This window comes from Nocardioides sp. QY071 (genome assembly GCF_029961765.1).
In the GTDB taxonomy this organism is placed as follows: domain Bacteria; phylum Actinomycetota; class Actinomycetes; order Propionibacteriales; family Nocardioidaceae; genus Nocardioides.
The window spans coordinates 1972566-1991265 of sequence record NZ_CP124681.1; the positions used below are offsets into that span (position 1 = coordinate 1972566).

The 18700-nt window shown below is 71.2% G+C and carries 16 protein-coding genes and 1 tRNA gene; 13 read left to right on the top strand and 4 right to left on the bottom strand.

Annotated features, from left to right (window positions below; translation table 11 throughout):
* Positions 1-70: 70 nt before the first annotated feature.
* From QI633_RS09465 to QI633_RS09475, 3 genes are read left to right on the top strand one after another with little or no spacing between them, the layout of a single operon-like run.
* A complete protein-coding gene (locus QI633_RS09465; RefSeq protein WP_282428792.1) occupies positions 71-1345 on the top strand; it encodes an MFS transporter in 1275 nt (424 codons plus the stop codon).
* Positions 1272-2495, top strand: coding sequence for a deoxyguanosinetriphosphate triphosphohydrolase (locus tag QI633_RS09470; protein ID WP_141799388.1), 1224 nt, complete (start codon positions 1272-1274; stop codon positions 2493-2495). The genes QI633_RS09465 and QI633_RS09470 overlap by 74 nt, the downstream gene beginning before the upstream one ends.
* A gap of 27 nt (positions 2496-2522) precedes the next feature.
* Positions 2523-3092 carry a dihydrofolate reductase family protein gene (locus QI633_RS09475; protein WP_282428793.1) on the top strand — a complete coding sequence of 190 codons (570 nt, stop codon included), beginning with the start codon at positions 2523-2525 and terminating at the stop codon, positions 3090-3092.
* A gap of 80 nt (positions 3093-3172) precedes the next feature.
* On the opposite strand, the gene QI633_RS09480 is transcribed toward QI633_RS09475, so the two are convergent.
* Positions 3173-4123 carry a hypothetical protein gene (locus QI633_RS09480; protein ID WP_282428794.1) on the bottom strand — a complete coding sequence of 317 codons (951 nt, stop codon included), beginning with the start codon at positions 4121-4123 and terminating at the stop codon, positions 3173-3175.
* A 54-nt stretch (positions 4124-4177) separates the two neighbouring features.
* Complete coding sequence (locus QI633_RS09485; protein ID WP_282428795.1) at positions 4178-4981, bottom strand: L,D-transpeptidase; 804 nt, start codon at positions 4979-4981, stop codon at positions 4178-4180.
* Positions 4982-5160: 179 nt separating this feature from the next.
* Between QI633_RS09485 and dnaG the strand changes: the two genes are divergently transcribed.
* The 4 genes from dnaG to QI633_RS09505 all read left to right on the top strand — a co-directional run bounded on the left by dnaG (position 5161) and on the right by QI633_RS09505 (position 10049).
* Positions 5161-7995 (top strand): DNA primase, encoded by a 2835-nt coding sequence (gene dnaG / locus QI633_RS09490; RefSeq protein ID WP_282428796.1) that lies wholly within the window; start codon positions 5161-5163, stop codon positions 7993-7995.
* Between the two features lie 10 nt (positions 7996-8005).
* Positions 8006-8506 (top strand): hypothetical protein, encoded by a 501-nt coding sequence (locus QI633_RS09495; RefSeq protein ID WP_141799383.1) that lies wholly within the window; start codon positions 8006-8008, stop codon positions 8504-8506.
* A 78-nt stretch (positions 8507-8584) separates the two neighbouring features.
* Positions 8585-8660, top strand: a tRNA-Asn gene (locus QI633_RS09500).
* Positions 8661-8846: 186 nt separating this feature from the next.
* The gene (locus QI633_RS09505; RefSeq protein WP_282428797.1) at positions 8847-10049 is read left to right on the top strand and encodes a winged helix DNA-binding domain-containing protein; all 1203 of its coding nucleotides are present in this window, start codon (positions 8847-8849) and stop codon (positions 10047-10049) included.
* 206 nt (positions 10050-10255) lie between these two features.
* Here the strand turns inward: QI633_RS09505 and QI633_RS09510 are convergent, their stop codons facing one another.
* On the bottom strand, positions 10256-11569 hold the full coding sequence (locus tag QI633_RS09510; RefSeq protein ID WP_282428798.1) for a GAF domain-containing protein: 1314 nt from the start codon (positions 11567-11569) through the stop codon (positions 10256-10258).
* A 436-nt stretch (positions 11570-12005) separates the two neighbouring features.
* Here QI633_RS09510 and QI633_RS09515 point away from each other — a divergent pair, with 436 nt between their 5' ends.
* Positions 12006-12725 carry a LuxR C-terminal-related transcriptional regulator gene (locus QI633_RS09515; protein ID WP_282428799.1) on the top strand — a complete coding sequence of 240 codons (720 nt, stop codon included), beginning with the start codon at positions 12006-12008 and terminating at the stop codon, positions 12723-12725.
* A 158-nt stretch (positions 12726-12883) separates the two neighbouring features.
* Here QI633_RS09515 and QI633_RS09520 read toward each other — a convergent pair whose 3' ends face one another.
* Complete coding sequence (locus QI633_RS09520) at positions 12884-13288, bottom strand: hypothetical protein (protein ID WP_282428800.1); 405 nt, start codon at positions 13286-13288, stop codon at positions 12884-12886.
* 115 nt (positions 13289-13403) lie between these two features.
* Here QI633_RS09520 and QI633_RS09525 point away from each other — a divergent pair, with 115 nt between their 5' ends.
* Genes QI633_RS09525 through QI633_RS09545 form a run of 5 tightly spaced genes read left to right on the top strand, consistent with a single transcriptional unit; the run spans position 13404 to position 18668 of the window.
* Positions 13404-14120: a response regulator transcription factor gene (locus tag QI633_RS09525; protein WP_282428801.1), complete on the top strand. Its 717-nt coding sequence runs from the start codon at positions 13404-13406 to the stop codon at positions 14118-14120.
* Positions 14120-15502, top strand: coding sequence for a HAMP domain-containing sensor histidine kinase (locus tag QI633_RS09530; RefSeq protein WP_282428802.1), 1383 nt, complete (start codon positions 14120-14122; stop codon positions 15500-15502). The genes QI633_RS09525 and QI633_RS09530 overlap by 1 nt, the downstream gene beginning before the upstream one ends.
* A gap of 45 nt (positions 15503-15547) precedes the next feature.
* Positions 15548-16750 carry an efflux RND transporter periplasmic adaptor subunit gene (locus tag QI633_RS09535; RefSeq protein WP_282428803.1) on the top strand — a complete coding sequence of 401 codons (1203 nt, stop codon included), beginning with the start codon at positions 15548-15550 and terminating at the stop codon, positions 16748-16750.
* Positions 16747-17445, top strand: a complete 699-nt coding sequence (locus tag QI633_RS09540) for an ABC transporter ATP-binding protein (RefSeq protein ID WP_282428804.1) — start codon at positions 16747-16749, stop codon at positions 17443-17445. Before QI633_RS09535 ends, QI633_RS09540 begins: the two co-directional genes overlap by 4 nt.
* Positions 17442-18668, top strand: a complete 1227-nt coding sequence (locus QI633_RS09545; protein WP_141799377.1) for an ABC transporter permease — start codon at positions 17442-17444, stop codon at positions 18666-18668. Before QI633_RS09540 ends, QI633_RS09545 begins: the two co-directional genes overlap by 4 nt.
* Positions 18669-18700 lie beyond the last annotated feature (32 nt).

Here is an 18700-nt window from a genome sequence, read left to right on the forward strand (position 1 = left end):
AAGCGTTGATACTAGCAAGCAGTAGAAGCATCTGTTGGACTACTGGAATGTTGCGGCGCACGCTGAGGTCATGACCACCACGACCGCGAAGCAGCGACTGATCCGCACCGTCCAGCTCGGCACCGCGACGGTCGAGGGCATCGTGCTCTCCACGATCGTCCTGCACGCCACCGTCACCCTCGGCCTCCCGCCCGCCTCCGTCGGCGTCATCCTGGCGCTCGGCGCGGGCACCGCCATCGCCCTGGCGGTCCCGCTCGGCATGCTCACCGACCGGCTCGGCCTGGGGGGTGCGGCGGCCGCGCTCTCGGCACTGGCCTCGCTCGCCCTGGCCGGGTACGCCGTCACCGACACCGGCGCCGGATTCACCGCGGCCGCGATCGCCTTCGCGGTCGCGCAGTCCGCCTCCGGCGCCGCACGCCAGGCGCTCGCCGTCGAGGGGGCCGACCCGGCCGACCGACTGGCCATCCGTGCCACCATGCACATGCTGTTGAACGCCGGGATCGGCATCGGCACCACGATCGGCGCGCTCCTGGCCGCCGTCGACCTCGGGACCACCACCGAGACGGCGTACGGCGTCGGCGCGGTGTCCATGGCCCTGGCCGCGCTCCTCCTCGTCGCCCTGACCGGACGCCGGCGCCCCGGCGCCGGGACCTCGGCCCCCGCCACCGGCGGCATGCTGCTCGCCCTGCGCGACCGCCGGTTCGCGACGGCCCTTGGGCTCGCGGCGGCGATCCAGCTCACCATGCCGGTGCTCTCGGTCATCCTCCCCGTCTGGGTCGTGCTCCGGTCCGGCGGCCCGGCCTGGCTGCCCGCCGTGGCGCTCGCGCTCAACACCGTCGCGGTGATCGCCGGGCAGCGGCGGTGGGCCGCGCGGGTCACGTCGACGCGGAGCACGGTGCGCACGGGCGTCGCCGCCGCGATCGCCCTGGCCGCCGCAGGTGCCCTGCTCGCGGTCTCCGCTCGCACCGACTCGCCGATCGCCTTCAGCGTCGTGGTGGTCGCCGGTGTCCTCGCGCTGACCGTCGGCGAGATCGGCGGCGGCCTGGCCACCTGGCGGGTGGCGCTCAGCGAGGTCCCGGCCGCGGCGGAGGGGCGCTACCAGGCGGCGTACTCCATGTCGACCAGCGCCGCCCGCATCGTCGGCCCCAGCCTCGCCCTGCCGCTGGTCCTCACGCTCGGCCCGGTCGGCTGGCTGCTCCTCGGTGCCACGATGGCCTCCGGCTGCCTCGGCATCGCCGCGCTGGCGTCGGAGACCCCGCTAGGGTCGCTGCGTGGACCCGGTCGAGCAGCGGTACGACGCGCACGCGCGCGAGCGGATCGTGCCCGAGCCGCCGAAGCGTGTTGAGGCGCCCGAGCGGCTGCCGTTCGAGCGCGACCGGGCGCGCGTGGTGCACGCGGCGTCCTTCCGGCGGCTGGCGGCCAAGACCCAGGTGGTCGGACCGCAGAGCGACGACTTCGTCCGCAACCGGCTCACCCACAGCCTGGAGGTCGCCCAGATCGCGCGCGACCTCTCCCGCGCGCTGGGAACCCACCCCGACATCACCGAGACGGCCGCGCTCGCGCACGACCTCGGCCACCCGCCGTTCGGCCACAACGGCGAGCGCGCGCTGGCCGAGCTCGCCACGGGCTGCGGCGGGTTCGAGGGAAACGCCCAGACGTTGCGGCTGCTGACCCGGCTCGAGGCCAAGACGCCCGGCGCCGGGCTCAACCTGACCCGGGCCACCCTCGACGCCTGCACCAAGTACCCCTGGGGCCGCGCCGGCGGGGCGGAGCATGCCGGCAAGTTCGGGGTGTACGACGACGACCTGCCGGCCTTCGAGTGGCTCCGGGCGGGCGCGCCTGCCGGCGGCCGCTGCCTGGAGGCGCAGGTGATGGACCTCGCCGACGACGTCGCCTACTCCGTCCACGACGTCGAGGACGGCACCGTCGCCGGCAAGGTCGACCTGACCCGGCTCGACGCCCCGGCCCTGTGGGACACGGTCCGGGTCTGGTACCGCCCCGACGCGACCGACGCCGAGCTCGACGCGGTCCTCGACCGGCTCCGGGCCGTCGGGAGCTGGCCGCGGGCGCCGTACGACGGCGGACGGGCGGGCCTCGCCGCGCTGAAGAACCTCACCAGCGACCTGATCGGCCGGTTCTGCGGCGCCGTGCAGCAGGCGACGTTCGCGGCGACCGAGGGCCCGTTCGTGCGCTACGCCGGCGACCTGGTGATCCCGGCCGACACGTGGGCCGAGATCACCGTGCTCAAGGGGATCGCGGCGCACTACGTCATGGAGGCCGCCGACCGGGTCGCGCTGCAGATCCGCCAGCGCGAGCTGCTCGCGGCCCTGGTCGAGGTGCTGCTCGATCGGGGGCCGGACGCCCTGGACGAGATGTACGCCGCCGACTGGCACGCCGCATCCGATGACGCGGCCCGGACCCGGGTCGTCATCGACCAGGTCGCCTCACTGACCGACGCCAGCGCTGTCGCCTGGCATGACCGGCTACTGGGCTGAGCAGGTACGACGAGACAGGAGCTCGCGATGCGCAAGGTCACCTACTCGATGGGGGTCTCCCTCGACGGCTACGTCATCGGGCCCGACGGTGAGTTCGCCTGGACCGCGCCCAGCGAGGAGGTGTTCCGGTTCAGCACCGAGGAGGTCGGCGGGGTCGGCACCCACCTGCTGGGCCGCCGCCTCTACGAGTCGATGCTGGTCTGGGAGACCACCGAGGAGGTCCCCGGGCTCGGCTTCTCCACGGCCGAGTTCGCCCACCGCTGGCGGCGCATCCCGAAGGTCGTGTTCTCCACGACGCTCACCGAGGTCGAGGGCAACGCGCGGCTGCTGTCCGGCGGGCTGGTCGAGGAGGTCGAGCGGCTGCGGGCCGAGCCGGGGGAGGGCGACATCGCCATCGGCGGCGCCGACCTCGCGGCCCAGGTCATCACCGCGGGCCTCGTCGACGAGTACCGGATCCGCTACTACCCGGTCCTGGTCGGCGGCGGTACGCCGTACGTCCCCCAGGACGCGGTGCGCAGGAACGTCGAGCTCGTCGAGAGCCGCACCTTCGGGAGCGGGGTCGTCTTCCTGCACTACCGGACCGTGCGCGAGGGCTGAGCCCGGATCCGGGCTGTGACGCGAACCGGCCCGTCGCGCTGGTGCGCGACGGGCCGGTCGGTTCGATCGGTGGTGCCGGGTCAGCCGGTGACCGGGATGTGCTCCTTGACCGGCTTCGGCGGCGGCGCGTCGCCGGGGACCGGCGCCTTGTCGCTGGTCACGTTGCCGCAGGTGGCCGAGGCGACGGTGACCTTCACCTGGTCGAGCAGGTTCAGGTAGAGCGCGTCCACGGTGAAGGTGCCGTCGGCGTTCGCGCTCTGCCGGTTGACGACGAGCTCGATGATCGGCGGCACGCCCGCGACGTCGGGGATCTTGACCGACTGGTTGGCCTTCTTGGTGTCCACGTTGACCGGCAGGCCCAGGGCCTTGAGGTCGGCGATCGTGGTGGTGCCGGTGTTGCCGGTGCACTTGGCCTCGACGGCGCCCGCGCCGACCAGCTTCAGCTTGCCCGCGAGGACGTCGCACAGGCCGCCGAGCTGGCCGTTGGTGAGCTTGCTGATGTCGAGGGCGCCGAGTGCGCTCAGGTTGAGCGGCGTGCCCTGGGTCGCGGTGCCGACCTGGTCGAGGACGCCCTGCAGCTGCGTGAGCACCGGGCCGAGGACCTGGGTGTTGACCGGGTCGAGGGCCGGGCCGAGCTGTGAGGTGATCTGCGTGCAGACCGTGTTGAGCTGGGTGGTGAGGGTGCCCTGCGGGTCGAGCGTCTTCAGCAGGCCGTCGCCGACCGCGAGGTCGGCGACGCTGGCCGTGGCCGCACCGTTCTGCGCGGACGCGTTGATGATGCCGCCGCTGGCGACGGGGTTGGTGGGCAGGCCGATGAGGGAGTCGGTCTTGAGCGAGCCGTCGGTGGAGCTGACGGCGGGAGTCCGTGGGATCACCCCGTTGCCGGCGATGGACAGCTCGAGGCCGAAGGCAGACGACGGGGTGCCCGCCGCGGTCGCCGTACCGCCGGTGAGGAGTGCGGCGGACGTCGCCGCTCCCGCCACCAGGACGAGGGCGCCGGCCAACGGAGCCAGTTGCCGCTTGTTCTTCATCGTGTTCCCTTCATCTTCATCACTGTGTCCCCGAGATGGAGAGGTTCGTGGGGGTCAGGCCTCGTCGACCATGACCGGGGTGCCGATCGGGACGGTGCGCAGCAGGTCGAGGGCGTCGTCGGGCACCCGCACGCAGCCGTGACTGATCGCCTTGCCGAAGACCGACGGGTCGGTCCAGCCGTGCAGCGCCACCGTGCCGGGCCCGCCGCCGTAGGAGTCGAGCGTCTCGCTGTGGCTGCCCAGCGGCATGATCACCGGCGAGAACGGCTGCTTGTCGTCGATGATCTGCCCGAGCACGAAGGTCCGGCCGACCGGGGTCGGCGTGCCTCCGGCCCCGATCGCGACGGTCCAGGTCCCGACCAGCGCGTCGTCCTCGAAGAGCTCCAGCGACCGCTCGCCGAGATGCACCTCGACCCGGAACCGGCTGTGCGCCTCGGTCAGCTCGGAGCCCCTGATCCACCCGGTCGAGCCGTTCGGCTTCGACGGCAGCAGCACCTGCACCCAGTCGCGGTTGCGCGTGATCGCCGGCAGCCAGACGTCCCCGAACTCGGTCGGTCGCACCTTGGCGAACGGCTTGCCGTCGGGCTCGTCGTACAGCGCCGTCGCCCGCTTCGGGTGCACCACGGTGCCCGAGGGCGTCTTCGTCGGCCGCGGGTCCTGCGGCGCCGCCTTGATCGTGGAGTGCGTGGAGCTCACCGGCAGCTTCTTCAGGTCCAGGTCGACCGAGGCCGCCGGCGCCGCGGCCGGCGACGTCTCGTCGTCCCCACCGTCCTTGAGCACCATGACCAACGTCGAGAGCGCGAAGAGCAGCACGACGAGGGTCACCGGCCAGCTGGTGCGGCGGCGCGACTCCTCCATGCGCGGTCCCTCCCCGAACGCTCATCCCCAGACCCCTTCGTGCGGTCCTCCCGGTCGAGCAACGAGACTGAGCGACGAAGGTCACGCCGACCTGCGGAAACGCACCGCTGTCCGCCCGGTCGTCCACAGGGGTGTCGGCTGCCGGATCCCGGCCGAGGGGTGCTCAGTAGGATCGCCGCATGGTCGGCCGGATTCGTGACGAGGACATCGCCACGGTCCGTGAGCGGGTCAAGATCGACGAGGTCGTGTCGTCGTACGTCACCCTGCGCAATGCCGGCGGCGGCTCGATGAAGGGCCTGTGCCCGTTCCACGACGAGAAGTCCCCGTCGTTCCACGTGACGCCGAGCCGGGGCTTCTTCCACTGCCTGGCCGGTGAGACCCGAGTGCTCACCCGGGACGGCCCTCGCGAGATCCGCGACCTCGCGGGTGGGATCCACCGCATCCTCGGCGCGCGGGGGGACTGGATCGACGCCCCGTTCAAGTCGTACGGCGTCCAGCGGCTCCACCGGATCACCGTCACCCGCAACCGTCAGCGCAAGGAGCTCTACGCCACCGACGGCCACCGCTGGTTCATCCGCTCGGGCAAGGCGCAGCAGAACGCGCGGGAGGTGCTGACGACCGACCTGAAGGCTGGTGATCGGCTGGTCTCGAAGTTCCCGCGGTCCCGGATCCGTCGCACCACGCCGTCGCCCTTCGGCATCGCGCACGGGTTCACCTACGGCGACGGCACCCTCAACGGCACCGGTTCGATGGCGTTGATATGCCCGCCCAAGGACGAGGCGATGCTCAAGTGGTTCCCCAACAGCCACACCAGCGAGCGCGGTGACGGCAACCTGCTCGTCCACCACCTGCCCAAGTTCTTCAAGGACCGCCCGTCACTCGACGAGTCGGTGCCCTACCTCTACGGATGGCTCGCGGGCTACTTCGCAGCAGACGGATGCGTTGCAGCCGACGGCACCGTCATCATGAACTCGGCCGACCGCGAGGACCTCGAGTTCTTCCGCACCGTGTGCACCCGGCTCGGCATCGCGACGTACGGCATCACCTCACAGACGCGGCTCGGACTCGGAACCGAGCCCTCCGAGCTGTTTCGGATCCACCTCGTCAACGAGGACCTCGAGGAGGACTTCTTCCTCCTCGACTCCCACCGCCGGCGCTTCGTCGACGCTCACAAGGCGTTTGCCCGGCGTGGCTGGGTGGTGGAGAGCGTCGAGGAGACCGACCGGGTCGAGGAGGTGTTCTGCGCCGAGGTCGAGGACGGCCACGCGTTCACGCTCGAGGACAACATCCTCACCGGCAACTGCTTCGGCTGCCAGGAAGGTGGCGACGTCTTCACCTTCCTGATGAAGATCGACGGCCTCAGCTTCGGCGAGGCCGTCGAGCGGATGGCCGACAAGTACGGCGTCCAGCTGCGTCGCGACGAGACCGGCCAGGACGACCGGCCCAAGGGTCCCCAGCGGCGCCGCCTGGTCGAGGCGCATGCTGTGGCCCAGGAGTTCTACGCCGAGCAGCTCGGCACCCCCGAGGCGCTGGCCGCGCGCCAGTTCCTGGCGGAGCGCGGCTTCGACCAGGGCGCCGCGCTGAAGTTCGGGGTCGGCTTCGCGCCGCGCGACGGGGAGGCGCTGTGGCGCCACCTGAGCGGGCGCAAGTTCACCCGCGAGGAGGTGATCGCCGCCGGGCTGGTGGCGATGGGCCGCTCCCTCTACGACAAGTTCCGCGGCCGGCTGCTGTGGCCGATCCGGGAGACAAACGGCGACACCATCGGGTTCGGGGCGCGCCGGATCTTCGAGGACGACCGGATCGAGGCCAAGTACCTCAACACGTCCGAGACGCCCATCTACAAGAAGAGCCAGGTCCTCTACGGCATCGACCTGGCCCGCAAGCCGATCGCGCTGAGCTCCAAGGCCGTCGTCGTCGAGGGCTACACCGACGTGATGGCCTGCCACCTCGCCGGCGTCGAGACCGCGGTCGCCACCTGCGGCACCGCCTTCGGCGACGACCACGCCCGGGTCCTGAGGCGCTTCCTCGACGACCACGCCGAGCTGCGCAGCGAGGTCGTGTTCACCTTCGACGGCGACGAGGCCGGGCAGAAGGCCGCGCTGCGCACCTTCGAGGGCGACCAGCGCTTCGTGTCCCAGACGTACGTCGCGGTCGCCCCGGAGGGCATGGACCCCTGCGAGCTGCGCATCTCGAAGGGCGACGACGCGGTCCGCGAGCTGATCGCCAGCCGCCGCCCGCTCTACCGCTTCGTGCTCGAGAACGTCGTCAAGCGCCACGACCTCGACCGCGCCGACGGCCGCATCGACGCCGTCCGCGACGCGGCCGCCCTGGTCGCCTCGGTGCGCGACCAGTCCAAGGTCACGGCGTTCGCGCAGGAGATCTCGCGGCTGGTCGGGGCCGACATCGACACCAACCAGGTGCTGGCCGCCGTACGACGCGCCGCGGCCAAGGGCCCGCAGCAGGACCGCGGGATGAAGTCGTCGCGTGCCGCCGAGCGGCCCCCCGAGCAGCCGGCGCCGGCGCCCCGGGTCCCCGACCTGCGCGACCCGCGGTTCGGGATCGAGCGCGAGACGCTCAAGCTCGTCCTGCAGCACCCCGTCGCGATCGGCCGCACCAGCGCCGACATCGGTCTCAACGACTTCGTCCACCCCACCTACCGCGGCGTCTGGGAGGCGATCACCGCCGCCGGTGGCGCGGTCGCGGGCCAGAACGACGCCGGCTGGGTGGCCCACGTCCGCGACGCCGCCACGGACCCCGCGGTGTCCTCGATCGTCAGCGCCCTCGCGGTCGAGCCGATCCCCGCCAACCGCGACATCGACGCCGGCTACATCGCCACCCACCTGTTCCGCCTGCAGGAGCTCACCGTGCTGCGCCGCATCGACGAGGTGAAGTCGCGCCTGCAGCGCACCAACCCGCTCGACAACCCCACCGACTACAACAAGATGTTCGGCGAGCTCGCCGCGCTCGAGCAGCACCGGCGCACGCTGCGCGAGAAGATCGTCGGCGTCCCGTGAGGCGGTGGACATGAGGTGGGTACCCCTGCCGTCGCGCCGCCCGCCGTTCCCGGTCGGCGCGGGGGAGCGGCTGCTCGCCTGGGCCACCGTCCGCGCGCCCGGCGACGGTCCGGGCCTGGTGGGTGGCACCCGCGACGCGCTCTACCTGCCCGACCGGATCCCGTGGGAGCAGGTGGCGAGCGCCGACTGGGACCAGGAGGAGTCCACCCTGCGCGTGGTCGAGGTCGCCGGCTTCGGCGAACCCAGCCCCGTCCACCTGCTGCGTCTCGACGACGCCGGCCGCCTCCTCGAGCTGGTCCGCGAGCGGGTCACCGCCAGCATCGCCGTCCAGCGCCACGTCGCGGTCTCCGGCCGCCGCCAGGTACGGATCCTCGCCCGCCGCGCACCCGGCACCCGCGGCGAGCTGGCCTGGTTCGTCGAGTACGACGACGGCCTCGACCCCGCCGACCCCCGCGTCGATGCCGTGGTCCAGGACGCCCTCAGCGCCGCCCAGGCCGACGTCCTGGCCTGAGCCCCACCTCGATTTCGGCCGCGGGCCGCGTCCTTGCTAGTGTTTCCCCGCTTCCACCCCGCGGGTGGGGAGCAGCTTTCCCCCGTAGCTCAACTGGCAGAGCATGCGACTGTTAATCGCAGGGTTATTGGTTCGAGTCCAATCGGGGGAGCCAGACGAGGGCCTCTGGCCTGCGGAGACGCAGGCCAGAGGCCCTCGGCGTTGTGAGCGTGGTGAGCTGCAGGTTGCTCATTGGAGTCCTGCCTTCTGAGCAGATGAGCGCCCTCGACAAGCGGAAACAGTGCTCCGCGCGACGAATCGCTGCGCTCCCACCGGCACCCAACAGCCATACAGTGACGACGTGGCGGGGAAAGTCTCGACGACGGTGTCCACCGACGAGGTGATCGGGTTCCGACTCAACGCCCATCACCTCATGCACCGGGTCGCCAGCGGCCAGCTCCTCACGGTGGCTGGCCGCTGTGGACTCCAGAACAGCCCACCGGGATCGGCTCTGCTGGCTTTGCACGCCCGCGTGCGAGACGTCACCGAGGAGCTGATGCACACGGCGGTCGCCGACGACAAGAGCCTCCTGCAGACCTGGAGCATGCGCGGTGCCCCGTTCTTGTTCCCTACGCGAGACACACCGCTGTTCACGACCGGCGTGCTACCCCCCACCGAGACAGCTTTGGGCCACTTCCTCCCCGGCTTGGCCCAGGCAACCGCGAAGCTCACCTTGAGCATCGACCAGGCCGTGGAGATGTGCGGGGCCGAGATCGGTTCCGTGCTCTCCGGCCGCCAACTGGCCATCACCGAGCTGGGCGAGGAGCTGGCCGCCCGTGTCGGTCCCAGGCTGACACCGAGCCAGCGGGTCGTCTGGGAAGGAGAAGGCCCCTTTGCTCCCAGACAGTCACTTGGGGAGGGCATCGTGCATTTCTGCATTCGTGTCCTCACCCTGCAGCAGGTCGTGTGCTTCGCTGCCCGCGGCGGAAACAAGGCGCAGTTCGTGCTGGTCGAGGAGTGGCTCGGCCAGCAGGTCCCTGACCTGGCCCCGGGCACCGCCCGCGCAGAGCTCCTTCGCCGCTACCTACGGTGCTACGGCCCGTCCACCCGTGCCGACTTCGCCGCCTGGATGGGCGTCAACGCCGGTGACATCGGGCCGTGGTGGGACCCACTCCAAGACGAGTTGACGCCGGTTGGGCACGCCGGCCGGTCCTGGATCCTCACCGAGGACCTCGACGCTCTCACCACGGCGCCACGACCCGAAGGAGTGCGCATGCTCCCTCCACGTGACCCCTACACCCAGTTGCGCGATCGGGAGACGATCCTCGACAAGAAGCATCACCAGCAGGTGTGGAGGAGCGTCGGCGAACCAGGCGCAATCCTCGCGGACGGCAGGATCGTCGGCACCTGGCGCCCCCGCAAGAGCGGGCGCAAGCTGACCATCACCATCGAGTCGTTCGACACGCTCCGCACCAGCGACAAGAAGCTCCTTCATCACGAAGCCACGCAGATCGCAACTCTGCGCGGAGCATCGTCGGCAGACGTCGTGTTCGAGGCCCGCTGACCTGACCTCGGCGAACTGAGAGGTGGCCTGCGGCTTGGCGGATGGTGCCGTCGGAGACAACGTGTGCCGCGCGTTGTCGCTGATCCGCCGGCGTTCGTCAGCGCGGCGAGGGTCTTCTCCTCGCGGTGCGTGCGGTGCTCACGCGGCAGTGGAGCTCGTGAAGTCCTGCTCGTCCCGGGCGGGCTGCTTCGACGAGGTCAGCCGGCTCATGGCGAGGTACGTTCGCTGAACACGCTGTCGCGGATCTTCTTGATGACGCTGTCGAGGTCGTCGACGACCTGCTCGACGCTCTCGCGTGCACCGCTGGCCCGTGGAGCCGCGCCCTGCAGGGCGAGGCCGGCGGCGAAGAGATCACGGACGACGGTCTCCCCGAGCTCTTGGGCGATGCGGTCTCGGTCGCGCAGCATCTCCATGTGCTGTTGGTCCTGGCGTGCCAACGCCAGCTCCCATGCCATCGCGGCGTGGTTCGCGAAGGTCGTCACCATCGCCTCGTCGGTCGCCGAGAACGGACGTCCTGAGGCACCTCGAGTCACCCACAAGACCCCACGGATGCTGGTTGCGCCGGCCAACGGCACGATCAACGCGGGTCCGGTGTCGACCTTGTCGGCCAAGAACACGGTGCGGTTCTCCCAGGCTCCCGTGTCGGCGACGTCGGCGATTCGCAAGGCGCCTGCTCCGGACAGTACGAGCTCGCTGAGTGTGCCACTCAGAGGGTATCTGGCTTCACTCACCTGCTCGGCGGCCTCCCCGATCGCCACCGCGATCTCCAGGTGCCCTTGATCCTCGCTCGGCTGAGCGACGACGACCAGGTCTGCGCCGGCGAGCCCGTACACGCTTCGGCTGATCGCCGGAAGCGGATCCTCGCCAGCCAGGACACGCCGGGTCAGGGATGTGGCAGTGCCCAGCCAGCTCTCTCGCTGCCGGGCCTCCTCGAACAGGCGTGCGTGCTCGATCGCTGTCCCTGCAGTCGCGGCGAGAGCCGACACGAGTTCCTCGTCCTCGCTCGTGAACTCCTTCCCCTCGCGGCGGGTCAGGTACAGGTTGCCGAAGACCTCGCCACGGACGGATATCGGAACGCCGAGGAACCCTTGCATCGGCGGATGATGGGCGGGGAAGCCGATGGAGTGTGGATCCTCCCGCAGGTCGGCGACGCGGATGGGACGCGGGTCGTCGATGAGAAGACCGAGCAAGCCACGTCCCTGCGGGAGGTGACCGATCGCGGCGACGGCGTCATCGTCTAAGCCGACGTGAACGAATCGTTCCAACCCGCTCCGGTCGGAGCTGACGACGCCCAAAGCGCCGTAGTCTGCCTCGACGAGGTCGCAGGCGGACTCGACGATGCGAGTCAACACGGTGTCCAGGTCCAGGTCGGCGACGATGATCCGACTCGCACGAAGCAGCCCGCGCAAACGGTTTTGCGCGGTCAGCATCTGCTGCGCGTTCTGAATGAGGCTCGCCAAGCTCTGGTCGAACTCCAGGCGGTGCCCCTCGAGCGGTCCGCCCGCGGATGTTCCCTCCATCAGGGCACGGTAGGCACCGGACGCCACGAATTCCACGGATCGCGACCGATTGGTGAGGTTTACCCGATATGTGGTCCTGTGCGCCGAGAGGCCCACCTCCACAGCACGCTGAGGGAGAAGGTGCCGCAGCTGGACGATCTGGACCCGGAGAGCCACAACGTGCAAAGCGGCAGTGCGGCACCGCTGAGCGCGACCGCGGAGTGAGGGCAGTGAGAGCGATCGCGAGACGATCGCGCCTGGATGGGCCGGGAGGGTTGACGGACCTGTCTTTGTTGCAGCAGCCATGTCTTGCGAAACGTCGCTGTCACGGCTCGTCCACGCCCGCACACTCACTTCGAGGGAGCACGGCTGACTGGAGGGTCGGCACAAGGAACGGGCTTGGCGACCGAGTGGCCGCTCGTCGACGCGCGACCTCCAGATGTGTGGAGGGAGCACCATGGCACGCCCGATCAGGATGACGATCCTCGACTATCACCTGCTGTTCGCCGAGTCTGTGGGAGCGGCCTTCGAGAGCGACGGCTACCTCGTCGCCCATCTCGACCTGCACGGGCCCCGGACCTCGCTGGCGGGAGCGCTCGCCGCAGTTCTGCGGAGCGCTCCTCGCCTCGTGCTCCTCGAGCTCGATCTGGGCGAGCTCGGCGATGGCATCCGTTTGGTGGCCCCCCTGACCTCGGCAGGGGTCGCGGTCGTGGTGCTCACCGGGAACCGGGAGCCTGCCCGGTGGGGTGAGTGCCTGCGTCACGGAGCCAAGACAGTCATCTCGAAATCCTGCACACTGGACGAGATGAGGCGCACGGTCCGCCGTGTGCGGGACGGTCTGCCAGCGATGCCCCTCTCGGAGCGTGCCGCCCTCATCGAGGCAGCCTCACGCGAGAACGAGGAGCTCCGCGAGCTGCGGTCCCGCTTGGAACGCCTCACTCCCCGTGAGACTGAGATTCTCGCCGCCCTGATGACCGGCGCGCAGGTCAGCGACATCGCCAAAGCTCACGTCGTCGCCGTAGCCACCGTCCGCACCCAGGTCAAGACCATCCTCGCCAAGATGGAGACCACCTCGCAGCTCGCCGCGGTCGGAGCCGCCTACCGCGCGAACTGGCGGCCTCTTCTCGACGCGAGGACACAGATCCAGGAGGCGCAGGCGCGTCTACTGGTGGGCTGACGACGAACGACTCCCGCCCTTGCCGCGTGTCAATCCTTCTGATCTGCCGCTCACCGGGCTGCGAAGAGCGGAGAGAAGGCCGGGGGGCGCCGACGCGAAAGCCCAGCGAGTCCGCCCTCACGCAGAGACTCGTTCCAGTCCCGACAACGGCGGCGTCCTCAGCTACTCGACGGTGCCTGCGACGTACCTCCGGAGGAGTCGTCCTGCTGCTGCGACGACCCGGGCGGCACCTGCCCCATGTTCGGCGGGCCGTCCTGGCCGTCGCGCCCGCCCCAGCCGGGGAAGCCGCGCTCGCCGGAGCCACCCATCCGCTGGTGGCGGAAGTCCGGGCGGTCGTCGTGGCCGGCGACCAGCGCGGTGCCGGCGCCGGCGCCCGCACCGAGGACGAGGCCGGCCAGGCCGACCGCGACCATCGCACGCAGGTGGAACACCCGGTCGCGCCAGCGGGTCTTCAGGACCGGCGCCGGGGCAGTCGGCTCGATGGGAGCGGGTGGTACGTCGGGGGTCGGCTCACGGGTCGGCTCAGGGGTCGGCTCAGGGGTCGGGTCGTCGTTCTGGCTCATGCCTCCACGCTGCCTCCGGACCCTGTGCTGATGCTGTGGTCCGGCCGTGAGGAGCCGCAGGATCCGCACAAGGGATCCACAGGATCCGCACAGGTTCCTGGCACAGTCTGAGGTCATGAGCCAGACCGCGACCCGTCCCGACGGCACCCCGCTGCGCGCCCTCGTCGTCGACGACGAGGTCAACATCGCCGAGCTCGTGGCGATGGCGCTGCGCTACGAGGGCTGGGCGGTCGAGACCGCCCACACCGGTACCGACGCCGTCACCGCCGTACGCAGCCACGGCCCGGACGTCGTCGTCCTGGACATGATGCTGCCCGACCACGACGGCATGGAGGTGCTGCGCCGCATCCGCGCCGACGACCCCGGCGTCCCCGTGCTCTTCCTCACCGCCCGCGACGCGGTCGAGGACCGGGTCGCCGGCCTCACCGCCGGTGGCGACGACTACGTCACGAAGCCGTTCTCGCTCGAGGAGCTGGTCGCCCGCCTCCGCGCGCTGGTACGCCGCGCCGGCACCGCCGTCGAGCAGAGCCGCTCCACCCTCGTCGTCGGCGACCTGGTCCTCGACGAGGACAGCCGCGAGGTCACCCGGGCCGGCGAGGAGATCGCGCTGACGGCCACCGAGTTCGAGCTGCTGCGCTACCTGATGCGCAACCCGCGCCGGGTCCTCAGCAAGGCCCAGATCCTCGACCGGGTCTGGAACTACGACTTCGGCGGCCAGGCCAATGTCGTCGAGCTCTACATCTCCTACCTGCGCAAGAAGATCGATGCCGGCCGCGAACCGATGATCCACACCATGCGGGGCGCGGGCTACGTGCTGAAGCCGGCCGGCTGATGGGGCGGCTCTGGCCGCGCTCGCTCACCGCGCGGCTCGTCATCACCGCGGTGGCTCTGGTCGCCGTGGTGTCGCTGCTCGTCGGCACGGTCACCACCCTCGGCATGCATGCGTGGCTGACCAACCGGCTCGACTCCGACGTGGCCGAGAGCCTGCGCCCGGGACCGGGCGGCCGCGTGCTGTTCGGCTCACCGGGCACCCTGCAGGCCCGGTTCGCCGGCAGTGCCCGGGAAGGGGAGGTCGTCCGGGTGCGCAACAAGGTCGTGCAGCCCGAGTCCCTCGACCCAGCCGTGCTCGCGGTGTTGGCAGAGGTCGGCAGCGAGCCGACGACGGTGGAGCTGCCCGGCCTGGGCAAGTACCGCGTCATGCGGGGGCGGGACGAGCGGTCGGGCATCACGGTCGTGGCCGGCCTGCCCACCGAGGACGTCGACGAGGCGACCGGGTCGCTCATCCGCCTCGAGGTCGTCCTCGGCCTGCTCGGCATCGTCGCCGCGGCGCTGGCCGGCACCGCCGTCGTACGCCGCCAGCTGCGTCCCCTGACCGAGGTGGCCGCGACCGCCCACGCGGTGGCCGAGCTCCCCCTGGCCGAGGGCGAGATCGGCGTGACCGAGCGGGTCCCCGAGCACCTCACCGACCCGCGGACCGAGGCCGGCCAGGTCGGTCTCGCCCTCAACCAGCTCCTCGAGCACGTCGAGTCGTCCCTGTCGGCCCGGCACCGCAGCGAGCTGCAGGTGCGCCAGTTCGTGGCCGACGCCTCCCACGAGCTGCGGACCCCGCTGACCACGATCGCCGGCTACACCGAGCTCGCCCGTCGTCGCGGCGACGCCGACACCTCGGCCGTCGCGCTGGCCAAGGTCGAGGAGGAGGCCGCGCGGATGACGGCGCTGGTCGAGGACCTGCTGCTGCTGGCCCGCATCGACGCCGGCCGCCCGCTCGCGGCCGAGCCGGTCGACCTGACCCGGCTGCTGCTCGAGGCCGTCGACGACGCCCGGGTGGTTGCGCCCGACCACCGCTGGCGGATAGTGCTGCCCGACGACGGCGAGCCCGTCGAGATCACGGGCGACGAGCACCGGCTGCACCAGGTCGTGACCAACCTGCTGACCAACGCCCGCAAGTACACCCCGGCCGGCACCACCGTCACGGTCACCGTGCGCCCCGACGGGTTCGACGTGCACGACGACGGTCCCGGCTTCCCGCCGGACCTGGTGGACACGGCCTTCGAGCGGTTCACCCGCGGCGACGCGTCCCGGCACCGCTCCGACGGGGTCGGGCTCGGGCTCGCGCTGGTGCAGGCGATCATCAGTGCGCACGGGGGATCGGTGGCCCTGCACAGCGTGCCGGGGGACACCCGGATCAGCATCACCCTCACAGCGCGCCCATAGGTTCGGCCGAGGAGCGCCACAGTCCGACCGAACAGAGTCGGGCTCGTGAAACGCAAGCTCCTGCGCCGTGTCCGCGGCCTGCGTCGTCCCCGGCGCCTCGTCCTCTCCCTGGTCGCCCTCGTCGTGGTCGCCGGTGTCGCCGGCGGCTGGCTGCTCCTGCGGGGCGGCGAGCCCGCCGCCGCGACCACGACGACGGCGACCGTGCAGACCCAGACCCTGAAGCAGACCGTCACGGCGAGCGGAACCGTCGCGGCCGCGACCACCGCGGAGCTCTCCTTCGACGTGAGCGGCACCGTCACCGCCGTCTACGTCGAGCCGGGCGAGAAGGTGAAGAAGGGCCAGCGGCTCGCGGCGATCGACGACGACGTGCTCCAGGCCGAGCTGGACGCCGCGGAGAGCTCGTTGACAGCCGCGCGGACCGCACGCTCGCAGGACGTCGCCGACGATGCGTCCGAGGTGCAGCTCGCCGCCGACGATGCCGCCGTCCTCGCCGCGGAGTCCAAGCTGGCGCAGGCCCAGGACGCCGTCGACGACGCCGTGCTGCGCTCGACCACCAAGGGCACCGTCACCGACGTCGGCCTCGAGGTCGGCGACACCGCGGGCAGCGGCTCCGTGACCGGCTCGGCCGGCTCCGCCGACGGCTCGGACTCCGGCACCATCACCGTCGTGTCGACCGGCGAGTTCGTCGTCGACGCCTCCGTCGCCAGTGCGGACATCGAGAAGGTGAGCGTCGGCCTACAGGCCGAGCTGAGCGTCAGCGGCGTCGACGAGACGGTCTACGGCACGGTCGAGGAGGTCGGCCTCGTCGCCGAGACCGACTCCACCGGCGCCGCGGTCTTCCCCGTCACGATCCAGGTGACCGACCAGCGCGACGACCTCTTCGGGGGCACGTCGGCCGACGTCGCCATCGTCGTCAGCCAGCGTGCCGACGTCCTGACCGTCGACAGCCGCGCGATCACCACCGAGGGCGACAAGACCTACGTCGAGAAGGTCACCGACAGCAAGACCGGCACCACCGAGCGCACCGAGGTCGAGGTCGGCGAGACCTCCGGCATGGCCACCGAGATCACCTCGGGCCTCAGCGAGGGCGACGTCGTCGAGGTCGCCGGCTTCGCCGGCCCCGGCGGCACCGGCGGCGACCAGAAGATGCAGCAGCTCCGCGAGCAGATGCAGCAGAACGGCGGCTTCCCCGGCGGTGGCTTCCCGGGCGGTGGCACCGGCGGGCTCCCGGGCGGAGGCAGCCGGTGAGCGCCCTGATCGAGATCTCCGGCGTTCGCAAGACCTACACCTCCGGCAGCGTGGAGTTCGAGGCACTGCGCGGCATCGACGCCACCATCGACGAGGGGGAGTACGTCGCCGTGATCGGCCCGTCCGGCTCCGGCAAGTCGACCCTGATGAACCTGATCGGCTGCCTCGACGTACCGACCGAGGGCCACTACGTCCTCGCCGGGGAGGACACCGCCGAGCTCGACGAGGCGGCCCTCGCGGTCATCCGCAACCGCCGGATCGGCTTCGTGTTCCAGCAATTCCACCTGCTGCCGTCGATGTCGGCGTGGCGCAACGTCGAGCTGCCGCTGGTGTACGCCGGCGTGCCGCGCCCCGAGCGCAAGGAGCGGGCGATCGCGGCGCTGGGCAGGGTCGGCCTCGCCGACCGGATCGACAACCGCCCCGGGGAGCTGTCCGGCGGCCAGCAGCAGCGGGTCGCCGTCGCGCGCGCCCTGGTCACCGAGCCCGACCTCCTGCTGGCCGACGAGCCGACCGGGAACCTGGACTCCACCTCGACCCGCGACGTGCTCGGCCTGTTCGACGAGCTCCACGAGGCCGGTCGCACCATCGTGCTGATCACCCACGAGCCGGACGTCGCCGGGCGCGCCCGGCGCAACCTGGTCATCGACGACGGCCTGATCACCGTCGACCGGCTCACCGCGCGGGTCCCCGCATGAGCTGGTGGGAGACGGTCCGCTCCGGTCTGGCGGCGATCAGGTCGCACCGGCTGCGCTCGTCGCTCACCGTGCTAGGCATCGTCATCGGCATCTCCTCGGTCATCCTGACCGTCGGTCTGGGCCAGGGCGCGCAGAAGGAGGTCAAGGACCAGATCGACGCCCTGGGCTCCAACCTGCTCATCGTCTCGCCCGGCAGCACCACCAGCAGCTCCGGCGTACGAGGCGGCTTCGGCTCGGCCTCGACGCTGACGATCGCCGACGCCGCCGCGCTCGCCGATGCCGACGCCGCACCCGACGTGGCGGCGGTCGCGCCCGTGTCCACCGCCTCGGTGTCCCTCGTCAACGGCGCCACCAACTGGACCACCTCGCTCGCCGGTACGACGACCGCCTGGCTCGACGTCCGCAGCCGGGAGCTGAGCGCCGGCCGGTTCTTCACCACCGACGAGGCCGCCACGGGCGCCGCAGTGGCGGTGATCGGCGCCGACACCGCCACGGAGCTGTTCGGCCGGCAGAGCCCGGTCGGCCAGCAGGTGAGCGTCAACGGCACCCGCGTCACGATCATCGGCGTGCTCTCGTCGTCGGGAGCCTCGTCCTCGGGGGCGAGCGAGGACGACGTGGCCGTCGTCCCGGTCGGTACGGCGAGCCGGCTCACCGGGAGCACCTCCAGCGCGGTGTCGACCATCTACGTGGAGGCCGCCAGCGAGACCACGCTGGCGGCCGCGTACCAGGAGGTCCAAGCGCTGCTCGCCACCCGCCACGGCGTGACCACCGCGGACGCCGACTTCTCGATCGCCACGCAGGACTCGTTGGTCGAGACGGCGAACTCCACCAACCGGACCTTCACCGTCCTGCTCGCCGGCGTCGCCGGCATCTCGCTGCTCGTCGGCGGCATCGGGGTCATGAACATCATGCTCGTCTCCGTCACCGAGCGGATCCGCGAGATCGGCTTGCGCAAGGCGCTGGGCGCGGCGCCGCGCGTCATCCGGCGGCAGTTCCTCGTCGAGGCGTCCCTGCTCGGCCTGACCGGCGGCGTCGTCGGAGTCGTGATCGGCATCGCTGGGGCCCAGGTCCTCCCGCACTTCATCGACCAGGCCGTCTCCGTGTCGCTGCTCGCGACCACGGCCGCCCTCGCCACGTCGCTCGCGATGGGCGTCGGCTTCGGCGTGTACCCGGCCAGCCGGGCTGCCCGGCTGACCCCCATCGACGCGCTGCGCAGCGAATGACCCCTCCCCGCACCACCCACCCAGGAGCATCC

Bases quoted from the DNA above. Each gene is read 5' to 3' on its own strand.
- QI633_RS09510 (WP_282428798.1), bottom strand. From the start codon at position 11,569: ATGGAGGGAACATCCGCGGGCGGACCGCTCGAGGGGCACCGCCTGGAG.
- dnaG (WP_282428796.1), top strand. From the start codon at position 5,161: ATGGTCGGCCGGATTCGTGACGAGGACATCGCCACGGTCCGTGAGCGG.
- QI633_RS09485 (WP_282428795.1), bottom strand. From the start codon at position 4,981: ATGGAGGAGTCGCGCCGCCGCACCAGCTGGCCGGTGACCCTCGTCGTG.
- QI633_RS09465 (WP_282428792.1), top strand. From the start codon at position 71: ATGACCACCACGACCGCGAAGCAGCGACTGATCCGCACCGTCCAGCTC.
- QI633_RS09515 (WP_282428799.1), top strand. From the start codon at position 12,006: ATGGCACGCCCGATCAGGATGACGATCCTCGACTATCACCTGCTGTTC.
- QI633_RS09480 (WP_282428794.1), bottom strand. From the start codon at position 4,123: ATGAAGAACAAGCGGCAACTGGCTCCGTTGGCCGGCGCCCTCGTCCTG.
- QI633_RS09530 (WP_282428802.1), top strand. From the start codon at position 14,120: ATGGGGCGGCTCTGGCCGCGCTCGCTCACCGCGCGGCTCGTCATCACC.
- QI633_RS09545 (WP_141799377.1), top strand. From the start codon at position 17,442: ATGAGCTGGTGGGAGACGGTCCGCTCCGGTCTGGCGGCGATCAGGTCG.
- QI633_RS09520 (WP_282428800.1), bottom strand. From the start codon at position 13,288: ATGAGCCAGAACGACGACCCGACCCCTGAGCCGACCCCTGAGCCGACC.
- QI633_RS09475 (WP_282428793.1), top strand. From the start codon at position 2,523: ATGCGCAAGGTCACCTACTCGATGGGGGTCTCCCTCGACGGCTACGTC.
- QI633_RS09525 (WP_282428801.1), top strand. From the start codon at position 13,404: ATGAGCCAGACCGCGACCCGTCCCGACGGCACCCCGCTGCGCGCCCTC.
- QI633_RS09495 (WP_141799383.1), top strand. From the start codon at position 8,006: ATGAGGTGGGTACCCCTGCCGTCGCGCCGCCCGCCGTTCCCGGTCGGC.